The sequence below is a fragment of the uncultured Intestinibacter sp. genome, assembly GCF_902468165.1.
In the GTDB taxonomy this organism is placed as follows: Bacteria; Bacillota; Clostridia; order Peptostreptococcales; family Peptostreptococcaceae; genus Intestinibacter.
On sequence record NZ_CABQXJ010000087.1, the window covers coordinates 1 to 12,495 of the forward strand.

General features: G+C 26.2%; 10 protein-coding genes. 9 read left to right on the forward strand and 1 reads right to left on the reverse strand.

Annotation, left to right across the window (positions count from 1 at the left end):
- Positions 1 to 104: 104 nt before the first annotated feature.
- Positions 105 to 1,925 carry a peroxiredoxin gene (locus RDX53_RS12510; RefSeq protein ID WP_307994267.1) on the reverse strand — a complete coding sequence of 607 codons (1,821 nt, stop codon included), beginning with the start codon at positions 1,923 to 1,925 and terminating at the stop codon, positions 105 to 107.
- Positions 1,926 to 2,251: 326 nt separating this feature from the next.
- On the opposite strand from RDX53_RS12510, the gene RDX53_RS12515 reads away from it, so the two are divergent.
- The 9 genes from RDX53_RS12515 to RDX53_RS12555 all read left to right on the forward strand — a co-directional run bounded on the left by RDX53_RS12515 (position 2,252) and on the right by RDX53_RS12555 (position 11,872).
- Positions 2,252 to 2,452 carry a hypothetical protein gene (locus RDX53_RS12515; protein WP_195930924.1) on the forward strand — a complete coding sequence of 67 codons (201 nt, stop codon included), beginning with the start codon at positions 2,252 to 2,254 and terminating at the stop codon, positions 2,450 to 2,452.
- Between the two features lie 122 nt (positions 2,453 to 2,574).
- Positions 2,575 to 3,345 (forward strand): PP2C family serine/threonine-protein phosphatase, encoded by a 771-nt coding sequence (locus RDX53_RS12520; protein ID WP_195930925.1) that lies wholly within the window; start codon positions 2,575 to 2,577, stop codon positions 3,343 to 3,345.
- Between the two features lie 152 nt (positions 3,346 to 3,497).
- Positions 3,498 to 4,910 carry a UbiD family decarboxylase gene (locus tag RDX53_RS12525; RefSeq protein WP_307994268.1) on the forward strand — a complete coding sequence of 471 codons (1,413 nt, stop codon included), beginning with the start codon at positions 3,498 to 3,500 and terminating at the stop codon, positions 4,908 to 4,910.
- An 18-nt stretch (positions 4,911 to 4,928) separates the two neighbouring features.
- On the forward strand, positions 4,929 to 6,404 hold the full coding sequence (locus RDX53_RS12530) for a VanW family protein (protein ID WP_295762891.1): 1,476 nt from the start codon (positions 4,929 to 4,931) through the stop codon (positions 6,402 to 6,404).
- Between the two features lie 77 nt (positions 6,405 to 6,481).
- Positions 6,482 to 7,072 (forward strand): helix-turn-helix domain-containing protein, encoded by a 591-nt coding sequence (locus RDX53_RS12535; protein WP_195930928.1) that lies wholly within the window; start codon positions 6,482 to 6,484, stop codon positions 7,070 to 7,072.
- Between the two features lie 136 nt (positions 7,073 to 7,208).
- Positions 7,209 to 8,636, forward strand: a complete 1,428-nt coding sequence (locus RDX53_RS12540) for a tetratricopeptide repeat protein (RefSeq protein WP_307994269.1) — start codon at positions 7,209 to 7,211, stop codon at positions 8,634 to 8,636.
- Between the two features lie 464 nt (positions 8,637 to 9,100).
- Positions 9,101 to 9,979, forward strand: a complete 879-nt coding sequence (locus RDX53_RS12545) for a YitT family protein (protein ID WP_307994270.1) — start codon at positions 9,101 to 9,103, stop codon at positions 9,977 to 9,979.
- 170 nt (positions 9,980 to 10,149) lie between these two features.
- Entirely contained in the window at positions 10,150 to 10,956 is an 807-nt protein-coding gene (locus tag RDX53_RS12550) for an MORN repeat-containing protein (RefSeq protein ID WP_295676634.1), read from the forward strand.
- 202 nt (positions 10,957 to 11,158) lie between these two features.
- Positions 11,159 to 11,872: a polysaccharide deacetylase family protein gene (locus RDX53_RS12555; RefSeq protein WP_195930931.1), complete on the forward strand. Its 714-nt coding sequence runs from the start codon at positions 11,159 to 11,161 to the stop codon at positions 11,870 to 11,872.
- Positions 11,873 to 12,495 lie beyond the last annotated feature (623 nt).

Consider the following 12,495-nt stretch of genomic DNA (forward strand, 5'->3'; position numbering starts at 1 on the left):
GTTTTCTAACTTAATATTATTATAATAAAAAAAGTTAGAAAAAGGTATTAAAAATATAAAATATATTTTACAATACCTTTCGAATTTATAAATAATTATAACAATTAATTGTCAGGTAAGCTAGGAACATCTCCATATATATCTCTAAGCTCATCTTCAAAATTATACATATCGTGTATAGCCAAGTACATTGCTCTTGCCAAGATATTGGCTTGGTCGTAAGTTGATGTCCATGAGAAAATACCGCCAAGGCAATTTTGAATAACATATTTAGCTTTTAGGAATATAGATAAATCGTTGTCAAATGACATTGCAAATGTATTATCTTTAACTAAATAAGGTACTAGTGCTTGATTGTCAAATTGATAAACATATCCATTTTTGTTTATATAGTTTTCTCTAAGTTCATCATAAGACTTAGTATTTGTAGCACCTAGTCTTCCGTAAAATGGCACGCCTAAAGTGATTTTTCTAGATGGCATACCAGCATTTATAAGATTGTTGACCATAGAATTTACACTATAACCAGGAAGAGATAAATTTGAATCATATAAATTAGCTTGATGTTTTCGTCCATTCTCACCAGTTTCGCCTGCAGTAAAATCATAGCTCATAAGGTTGAAGTAGTTTATTAAAGGTGCTATTTTATCTATTTCAACACTTCTATTGATATATGCAGTTTCACCAGTACCAGCGACACTAATCCATTTGTCTTCTCCTAAAACATCTCTTAGGGCAGTTATAAGAAGTGTGAAATTTTCTCTATCTTCTGGTCTTGATTTTATACCTGATGCACCATTACCAGGATATTCCCAATCTATATCTATACCATCTAAGTCATAATCACTTACTAGTTGATTTACATTTCTAGCAAAATTATATCTTGATGTTGGAGTCAATGCTGCATCAGAAAAACCATCAGCACCCCATCCACCGATAGCTGCAATTATTTTTAAAGAAGGTTTAACTTCTTTAAGTGCTAACATCTCATTTAGATATCTTGGTGCAGGTACATATAAGTTACCATTATCATCTATTTCTACAAATGCATATATTGCAGCATCTAAATAAGTAGGATCTAAGTTTCTAGGATTTCCTAATACATATTCAAATACTATAGGATTTAAATTTGGACAATTAGGATTTATATATTCAGTGTTTTTTCTATCATTCTTTGAAAGTTTTGTATTTTTACTAGATGAAGATATACTGTTTTTAGTTTTAGGATAAATGTATTTAGGTTGATTTTTTTGATTTATATATTCAGGCATATCTTTTCTATTTTCTTGATTTATAAAACACAAGTACCAATCTAAACATGAATATTTTTTATCACAGTTTTTTATAGTATTTTTTAGTTCTTTGTATGTCTTTGGTGGCTTAGCTATAACTGAATTTCCTGGCAACCAATTAGCAGGAGTTACAACATTATCACAATCAGATTTTTGAAGAGCATCTATAATTCTAAGAATTTCAAAAATATTTCGTCCAGTAGTCATAGGATAATACAAAATAGTTCTAAGTATTTGTTTGTCATCTATAATAAATACAGCTCTAACTGTAGAAGATGAACTCATAGGCTCTGAAATCATTCCGTATAATTTTGCAATTTGCATATTAGAATCATCTATAATAGGAAATGGTATTTCAATTCCTGTAAGTTGACATATATTATAAACCCATGCTAAATGAGATGCATTACTATCTACACTAAGTCCGATTAATTGTGTATTTCGATTTTTAAATTCATTATAATACTTTGCAAAGCATATAAACTCAGTAGTACATACTGGTGTAAAGTCCCCTGGATGAGAAAATAAAACTACCCATTTACCTGTATAATCAGATAAGTTTATTGGGCCAAATGTCGTATTAACTGTAAAATGATCAGGAGCTTTTGAACCCAAGTTAGGCAAACATGGCATAATATCACCCCTTTTAAATTTAATCTTTATATTTATATTATTAAAAATAAGTAGGATTGTTACTACTTTATATATATGAAAATATAAAGTGAATAAATTGGAATAGTTAACAAATTATAACGAATTTATGTCAAAATTCTTATATGAATTGATATTTATGTATTATTTTGCTAATATATATATTGAAGGAAAATATAATTTTGGGAGTGGATAATATGAAAAGTGTTTTCAAAAAACTTTTTAAAACTTTATTAACGTCTTTTTTAATATGTTTTTGTGCAATGATAATTTTAATGATAAGCAACAGGATAATGGGAGTATATCGTGTGGGAATCGCTTATATATTATTAGGTGGATTAGGATTTATAATGTTGACGGCAGGTATGATTTTAGTGAGATTTGATTATATTTTCAAAAAGGAAAAGCCAAAGCGAGTTGCTAGAAGAACTACCGAAAATCCTAAACAAAAAACTCAAACACACCCAAAAAACATACAAAGAAAAAGCCGCAGACGAGAAATATCTTAGATATAGTTTATAAAAATCAATTATGTGAATATAAAATACCATTAAATTTAAAATTTAATGGTATTTTTTTTTATTGAACTAACTAAATAATAATAGAATAAAACTAGGAGGTAGAAGATTTTATGTGTATAAATATATTTGAAGGCAACACAGTTGGATATAAAAATGTAATAAAATCTTCTTGTTCACAAGATTTCTCTATTTATAAAAAATATAAAGACTACCTTATATGCTCAGTAGCAGATGGACATAGTATGGATATGTTTAAGTATAGTCATATAGGTTCTAGACTGGCTTGTAAGGCCATTTTAGATATATCAGAAAAATATCTACAAATTGATAGTGATTTATTTATAAATAATTTTAAAAAAGGTATAATTCAAAAACAAATAAAGCTGAGATGGAGAAATCTAGTATATGAAGATTTTTACAGTAGAAACTATAGAGCATATAAATTAAATTATGGACTTTACGGGACTACATTGACATTTTTTATATTATTGAGAGATAAAATGATATTTTTTAATTTAGGAGATGGCAATATTTTAATACAGCAAGAAAATGGCTATAATTTTATATTTGAAAATAATAATTATAGAGTTGTAAATTCACTAGCACATGAAAATTGTGAAGATAAAATGCAGTATAAAATACTAAACAGATATAAAGACCTAAAGCTAGCTATATTTACAGATGGATTTATAAACTGCTTTAATACATATGAAGAAGTAAAATCGGAATTAGACTCTACGTTCGAGATGTTAAATAAAAATATATTTAGACGATATAATTTAGAAAATAAATATAAAGCTCATTTAGAAAAATTGAGCAGGTATGGCTCGCATGACGATATAAGTGTTATATTTGTATTACAAAATAATGCGAAATTATAGTATTATAAAAATAGGTTAGAAGAATCTAAAATTTGTCTTCCAACCTATTTTTTGTGATATAAAGTAAAAAAGTGCAGAAATACATAATGTCCTAATGAAATAATATGGTATAATAAATTATAAAACTAAAAACAACAGGAAGGTAAAGATGGATGAATTTAAAAAAAGGTTTCGACACATTAAAAAATCAAATTGAATATTTAATTGATAATATCAAGGATAATAAAAAATATTTGGTTAGTCTATCTTTGTCATTGGTGGCTTTTTTAATACTTTTAGTAGTTCTTTTTTTTAGTAATGGAGATTTCAGTGTAAGTAAAGAAGTTAATACTCTAGTAGATAGCATATCTAGTAGAAGATATACAGAAGCATATCAATATTATGAAAATCTAGAAAAAGAATTTTCAGCATCTAAAATGAATAAGTTTAACAAGTCAGCATCAAATAAATTATCTTCATTAGTTGCAAATAGTGGAGATAAATACATAAGCGGTGAAATGTCTAGAGAACAGTATTTAGGACTTATAAACACGATAAATGCTTTAAATCATATAGAAATTGATGTAAATCAATTATTAGATATATCAAGCAGGGTAGAAGAAATGTACATTGATGAAAATATAAGCTATGAAAAGGCATCTTCTTATATGGAAGTGACAACTTCACTAAAAGGAATCTATCAAGATTTAGATGAATATAAAAATAATATAGAAACAATATGCCAATCTAGAAAAGTATATCAAGAAGGTAGTAAGTTTCAACAAATAAAAAAATATAAAGAAGCTATAGATAAATATGACAAAGTAGTAAAAGAAGATAAAAAATACTACAGCTTAGCACAAAATAAAAAACAAGAGTGTATAAAAGCTATGTATGATTATTATATATCTCAATCAAAAAATTCTTCAAAAAAGGGTAATTATGAAGAAGCATTAGTTTATTTAACTTATTTAAAACCATATTATCCAAATGATGAAAAAATAGAAGAATTAGAAGATGAATACAAAGAAAAAATATCTGTATATACTCTTACGTCTGATGATATTTTAAATTTAATAAGTAAAAGAAGTAAAATCGACTCTAGTGAATTGTCAGTTATATCATATCAACAGACAATAGGCGGAACTCTTTACTATTATGCAGAAGTTGTAAGAGACAATAAAATATACAATGAAGTTTTGGTTGAACCAAAAGAGAAAAAAATATATTCATATAAATCAGAAAAAGTTGATTATAATTGTGAATATAGTGATGGATATTATAAAGTAGATGAAGATGGAAAGTACATATTTGCAATAACTTCTAAAGATGCTGCATCTATAGTGAGGGATAGATTGAGCTCTAAAAAAGAAGAATTTAATGATTTAGAAGTTAAATTTAAATCAGATATTGAAAAATATGTAAATAAAGAACAATTAAACAAGCTAGTTGAAAAAAATAATAATATTTACTATTATGTACTTGTTAAAAAAGGATGGTTTTCTTTAACAAAAGAAGTGTATTTAGTAAATATGTATAATAAAACAGTATACAAATGTGTCGACGATAAAATAAGCAAAATTTAGTTTTACGAGGAGTTATTTATGAGGAAAAAGATTATTTTAGGTGTTTTATGTTTTGTATTGGTAATCCTAGGAGTAGGACTTTTCTCTACAAAAAGTGATAAAATATCTAAAAATGTATATGTAAAAAATATTAATATTGGAAAATTAACAAAAGACGAAGCAAAAGAAAAATTAAGCAGTGAATATAAAATGGAGCCTTTTAACTTCAAATATAAAGATGATGAGTGGAAAATATCACCGGAAACAATAGATGTAAGTTATGATTTATCTAAAACAGTACAAAATGCATATGATGTTAATAGAAAGGGAAACATAATAGTAAATGTATTCAAATCATTAAAATCTATGCTCGGAGTAAAAACGCACATAAACATAGCGATTGACTTTAATGAAGATAAATTAGTAAAAGAATTAGAAAAAATATCAAAAGAAATAAATATAGAAGTTAAAAATGCAACACTAAAAATCACAGGTGGAGAAATTGAAGTAGTACAAGAAGAAAGTGGCCTAGAATTAGACATAGAAGCGAGCAAGACAAACTTCATAAAAAACCTTGAAAATACAAATTTTGACGAGGAATTAATAGTTGCAAAAATAGAACCAGAAGTAAATAGTGATGACCTAGAAGGTATAGATACATTACTTGCTAGTTATTCTACAGTAGCATCTCCAGGAGATGCTAACAGATCTGAAAACTTAAGACTAGCGACAGAAAGAACAAGTGATATCTTATTAATGCCTGGACAAGAGTTCTCTTACAACAACTATACTGGCGAAAGAACTAAAGAAAATGGATATAAAGATGCACATGTTATAAGTGGCGGTGAAGTCACATTTGGAACAGGAGGCGGTGTATGCCAAGTTTCATCAACTATATTTAACAGTGTTTTATACGCTGGATTAGATATAGTAACTAGAATAAATCACTCTATACCTTCGACTTATGTAGGTCTAGGAAGAGATGCTACAGTAAATGATTCGGGTATAGATTTTGTATTTAAAAATAATTATGAAAATCCTGTATTTATAAAAAATTACTATAACAATGGAAAAATAACATGTCAGATATTTGGTGTTGAAAGTGATAAAAAAGACATAGAAATATCTACAACAGTAAATGCGACTATAGAATACAGTACTATAAAACAAGTAGATACGAACTTAAGCGAAGGTGCTACAAAGGCTTTAGAAAGTGGAAGAAAGGGATACAGTGTTACTACTTATAGAATTTTTTATGATAAAGATGGCAACGAAATAAAAAAAGAGACAGTATGCCAATCACATTATCCAAGTAAAAATGCAGTAATTGCAGTTGGATCAAATAAATCAAATTCAAATAATAATAGTAACAATCAAAATCCATCAGAAAATAATCCTGGACAAGGCGAAAACAACAATAATGGAGAAAGTAGTGACAAAAATAACAGCGAAACTCCAACTCCAGGAGATACTACACCACCTGCTTCAGGAGAGGTCCAAACCCCACAAATCTAACTTAATAAAAATCACAAAAGTGATTTTAATGGTTTAAAGACCAATAAAAATAAATATAAATTATAGGGGGTGTTGATTTGAAACTTAATGATATAACCCAGTATATTCAAGAGATTTGCCAAAATATCTCTAAAGTACTAGATGTTGATGTTACTGTAGTATCGAAAGATTTATATAGAATAGCGGGAACAGGCATATTTAAAGATAAAATAGGCGACAAAATATCAGAAGAAGCTGTATATTCAAATGTTCTAAAAACAGGAAATTCATATATTATCAATAAAGAAATTGAAAATAGATGCAAAACTTGTTCTAGCAGAGAACACTGCAAAGAACTAGCAGATATATGTACACCTATTAAACTTGGAAGTGAAAATTTAGGAATTTTAGGTATAGCCGCATTTACAGAAGAACAAAAACAAAAGATACTATCAAAAGACAAAGAGCTTAGAGAATTTATATCTAGTATGTCTGATTTAATATCATTTAAATTAGATGAGATGTATAAAGAAGAAATCAAGACAGTAGAACAATTAGAAAAAGAAGAAATCGAAAAAGCAATAAAAAAATACGGCAGTAATACTCAAGAAATGAAAAAAGTTGCAGATGCATTGAATATAGGTATTGCAACTTTATACAGAAAAGTAAAAAAATACAACATAAAATAATCATTTAAAAATCCTTCATCTATTGCGATGAAGGATTTTTTTGACTATAATTTATAAATATGTTATCTTAGAATATATGGAATATTAGGAGGCGATTATCATTTTAGGAGAAAATATAATTTTAGATATTGAAAATATGCCTAGAAAAATAATGGACATTTCTTTAGTTGAAGAAAATAAAAGCGATTATACATTTTTTAAAATAGATGAAGATGAAGGCGAAGATAATGACACATTAAAGGCATTAAAACAAACATATGTTACTTCAAACTATAAAAATGAAACAATTTTAAACTTACAAAAAGAACTTAATACAAATTCTACGGAAATATCAAAAGAAATTAAATTAGAGTCTTATAATAAATACAACAACGCACTTGATTTAGCTATAAGACATTACATTACAAATGCAGTAGAATTTATAGAAGAGGCGCTTAAATTAAATCCAAAAGACCCAGATATATTAAATTTAAAAGGTCTTTTATGTTTATTAAAATGTGACTTCTCTAAAGCATTTGAGAGTTTTTACACAAGTCAATGTTATGGAAATAATGAATTATCTAGAAAATACGTTAACTTGTTGTCATCAAAAGAATTTAAAGTATTCTTAGAGAGATATAATCATTCAATTAGATTTATAAATGAAGAATTAAATGAAGAATCTATAGAGATATTTGACTCTTTAATATTAGAAGAGCCAGATCTTATAGAGCCATATGTTATATCTATACTACTTTACGATAGAGTAGGAGATGAAAAGAAAAAGATAGAATTATTAGAAGAACTTAGATGCATAGATAAAAACAACCCTATCTTTGAAAAATTTAATGAAGAAGGTGTAAATCTTGAAAGTAAGTCAGAAGAAAAAGAAGAGACAAAAGTAAATAAAGACGATAATAAAGAAAATACACCTAAATCTAAAACAAAGAAAACAGATAAAAAACATATAGTATTATATACTGTAATTGCTATTTTAATAGTTTGTATGGGAGGAGCTTACTTACATAATCAAAAGAAAATAAATGATTTAAACGAACAGATAAGTTCTAAAGATACTGAAATACAAGAAAATAAAAAGGCATTATCTGAAACAGAAGAAATGCTAAGTCAAAAAGAGCAAGAAGCAAAAGATGCACAAGAATCAGAGCAAAAAGCTAAACAACAAGAAGAAGAAACTAAGCAAATAGCAAGAGGTGCAGAAGCGCTTTATTTTGATGCAACTAAGTATAAAGCATCAGGTGATTATAAAACTGCTATAAAATACTATGAGTATACATTAAAAGCAAAAGATACATCTTCTTATAATGCAGATTCAATATATAATATAGCACTTTCATATAAGAAAATGGGCGATACTGAAAATGCTATAAAATACTACAAAAAATATGTAAGCTCATATTCAGCATCTCAAGAATATTATGATGATGCGTATTATCAGCTTGCTACAATATATTATGAAAATGATAGATTACAAGAAGCAAAAGATGCTTTACGTACTTTAAAAGCTACAGACCCAAATAGTGCATATAATAGAAATGAAAAAGTGTTAGCAATTTTAAAATAATAATAAAAAAGTGATATTGTAGATTTATTTACAATATCACTTTTTTAATTATAAGGAAATTATATTTATTTTGGTAATATATCGGGAAATATCTATATAAATAAAATAATATAAAAAATTATCTTTTACAAATAATGAATGTATATAAAGACTCCCTGCATTAAATGCAAGTTAATATATTAAAAATTGCTTAAATCAGAAATTTTATAAGTAAAATACATGTGTCTAAGATATAAAAATGAAATAAAAAATAAAATAAAATCATATTAAGATTGAATAAAAACAGTGAAAGCAAAATTTCACAAATTGTATATAGAAAAAGAAAAATAACACAAAAGTTGCACTTTACAGATTGAAAAAAGATATTATAATAATAGTTAAAGAAAAGCAAACAGGGTGATGCTTATAAAAGATATTGAGAAAGAAGGGAGAAATCAAAGTTAAGACAAAGGGGATGACTTTGATTGATAAATATTATGAGTAAGGTCAATAACATAGTAGAAAAAAATATTTTTGCAAGATATAGCCTTATACTAGCAGGTATGATTATATCAAGTATAGGAATAAATGGATTTATAAGACCAGCACATCTTTTAAGTGGAGGTGTTACAGGACTTGCTACTATGATTAATTACATGACAAATATAAATGTAGGGTTACTTACATTTTTAATAAATATACCAATATTTATACTTGGATTTATATATTTAGACAAAGATTTTTGTATTACTAGTTTAATTAATATGGTATTATTTTCTCTTATATTAGGTGTAACACAAGATATAGGAACTTATATCAAAGTAGACGATATACTACTTCAAAGTGCATTTGGTGGAGTTTTATGTGGTATAGGTATAGGACTTACATTTAGAGCAAAATCATCACAAGGTGGGACAGATATTATAGGAGCTATTTTAAAAGTAAAAAGAAATGTAGAAGTTAAAAATACAGCTTTAGCTGCTAATATAGCAATAGTCTTATGTGGAAGTTTTTTATTTGGAATAAACTTAGCATTATACACATTAATAAGTATGTTCTTAAATGCACAAACAATGTCAGTAGTAAAAGATGCATTCTTTGAAGAAAAAGCAGTAATGGTATTTACAGAAAAATCTCAAGAAGTTGCACATGATATAATGCATGATTTAGTCAGAGGTGTTACATTCTTTGATGCAGAAGGTGGATATACACGTGAAAAGAAAAAAATAGTATATTGTGTAGCATTAGCAAAAGAAATACCAAAAATAAAAGAAATAGCACTTAAATACGATGAAAAAGCATTTATATCAGTAAATGATTTAAATGAAGTAAAAGGTAAAGGATTTAAAGAACGATATCTATAAAATATAAAAAGAATATAAAAAAGTCTTCTAAAAAAAGGAGACTTTTTTTATTTGAAGGAAATTGATATTGATTAAAAGAAATCTTTATTGTTATAAAACTATTATGATTATATAATTATATTATAGAAATATGACTAATAGTTTTAATCCAAAGAAAGGGAGCATTTTATATGAGTGATACAAAAAATAATGTTTCAATATATAATGAGTATTTAAAATCTATAAATGATGTGAAGAGAAAAGTAAGAAATGCACAAAATATAAAGAGAAAAGCATTAAAAAAAGATATAAACGCAAGTGAAGAAGATATAAAATTAATAGAAAATAAAGCTCTTACAAATGAGAAAATAGATTTTAATTGTAACGATATTAAAATTTATTGCTTTAGTAATGGAGATAAATATATAGGAAAAATAAAAGATGCACAGATGAATGGTATTGGAGTATATTCTTTTTTTACAGAAGATGAGAGAATACTTGAATATTCAGGGGAGTTTAAAGACAATATAAAAGAAGGTTGTGGTCAATATATATTCCCTAATGGAAATATATATACTGGACACTTTAAAGATGATGTAAGAGACGGTATAGGCCAGATACTTTATGCAAATGGAGATGAATATATCGGCAACTTTAAAAATGGTAAAAAAAATGGAAATGGCATTTTTAAGTGGAATGATGGATGTATGTATTATGGAGACTATAAAGATAATAAAATGGATGGCGATGGATCGTGTTATAATCCTTCTGGAATTTTGATTTATGAAGGAACTTGGAAATCAAATCAAATTCATGGATTTGGAACTTATATTTGGAGTGAAAATAAAAAATACATAGGCGAATTTAGAAATGGTAAAAAACATGGCTTTGGAAAATTCTATTTAGATGGCGAATTAGTATATGAAGGGACTTGGAAGTTTGATAAGCCATCTATATTTGGAAGAAGTTTAGAAGAAATATTCACAGTTAAATTTTAAAAAATAACTTATTTAAAAATATAATTTTAATAAAAATTATATTCAATAATGTAATTTAAAGTGAATTATAAAGTTATATTTAGGGTATGCTATCTATTAACAAAAGCATTTTTATAATAAATGTTTTAATACAATTTTATAGAACTTAAAATAAATCACCTTTTTAAGTATTAAAATGTTAAAACTATGAAAGGATAAAATTATGAACTATAAAAAGTATTTTAAAAAAGCTATTGCGATAGCACTTTTATTTTTTTTAGTAAATGCACCCTTAATATTAGCTTATAAAAACATAGATGATAAAGACAATATAATAAAAAATAATTCAAATAACAGCAAAGAAATTGCTCTTACATTTGACGATGGGCCGCATCCAAAGGAAACGGCTAAAATTCTTGACATCTTAAAGAAATACAATGCAAAAGCTACATTCTTTGTTGTAGGAAAACACGTTAAATGGTATCCAGACTCTGTAATAAGGGCGAGTAAAGAAGGTCATGAAATAGGAAATCACACATTTACTCACCCGGATATAAGTACATTGTCAAATGAACAACTAAAAACCGAAATTAAAAATTGTGAAGATATAATAATAGAAAAGACAGGTAAAAAGCCAGTTTTATTTAGACCACCGTTTGGAAATTATAACGAGAGATGTCTAAAAGAATTATCTCAAGATTTAGGTTATACAGTTGTATTGTGGAGTGGAGTAGATGCAAAAGACTGGAGAAATCCTCCAGCATCTCAAATTGCAGATAAAATAATAAAAAATGTAAAACCAGGAGATATAATACTGTTGCATGACTATGGAACAGAAAATACAATTATAGCACTTGACACAATATTATCCACATTATCACAAAAAGGATATAAATTTGTTACGGTATCTGAACTTTTAGATAAAAATAATAGATAAATTTTAAAAATATGTAATTACTTTGAAAAAAGTTAATATTATATATTAAGAATATTTTTAGAAGGATTTGATTAAATGTATAATAAAATCTATGAAAAGAAAGAATATATAATTTTTCAAGTAAGGGGAGGTTATATAGCTTACAACACAAAGAAATGTTTTCAGGATGGTCATACACATTTAAGACATTTTGATGCAGCTAAAACGGCGATAGACCTAGTGATCAAAAAAAAGTCCCTAAAAGTACAGATGAATACTATCTAGTAAGTTTAATAAGATTGAGTGAAGACAATAATTATATCGAAAAAATATATGAATTAATGAATACTAGAAGAAACAAAGGTAAAAAAGATAAATATTACAATGTAACATGTAAATTAATAAAAAGGGGCTTATAGTCCCTTTTGTGGCGTTAAGACATTACAAAATAATAACTTTAGGTTTTGTAAAGAAATTTTATAAAAAATATACTACAATATATTATATGACAAACTTTTTTTTTGAAGATAAATGACAAATATAATAATAAATAATATTAAAAAAGACGAAAAATGTTTTAATTTATATTAAAATTACTATTTAAATATATACAAAATTATATTATTACAAAAAAAACAGTAAAT

Bases quoted from the DNA above. Each gene is read 5' to 3' on its own strand.
- RDX53_RS12525 (WP_307994268.1), top strand. From the start codon at position 3,498: ATGAATTTAAAAAAAGGTTTCGACACATTAAAAAATCAAATTGAATAT.
- RDX53_RS12540 (WP_307994269.1), top strand. From the start codon at position 7,209: ATGCCTAGAAAAATAATGGACATTTCTTTAGTTGAAGAAAATAAAAGC.
- RDX53_RS12520 (WP_195930925.1), top strand. From the start codon at position 2,575: ATGTGTATAAATATATTTGAAGGCAACACAGTTGGATATAAAAATGTA.
- RDX53_RS12550 (WP_295676634.1), top strand. From the start codon at position 10,150: ATGAGTGATACAAAAAATAATGTTTCAATATATAATGAGTATTTAAAA.
- RDX53_RS12510 (WP_307994267.1), bottom strand. From the start codon at position 1,925: ATGCCATGTTTGCCTAACTTGGGTTCAAAAGCTCCTGATCATTTTACA.
- RDX53_RS12555 (WP_195930931.1), top strand. From the start codon at position 11,159: ATGAACTATAAAAAGTATTTTAAAAAAGCTATTGCGATAGCACTTTTA.
- RDX53_RS12530 (WP_295762891.1), top strand. From the start codon at position 4,929: ATGAGGAAAAAGATTATTTTAGGTGTTTTATGTTTTGTATTGGTAATC.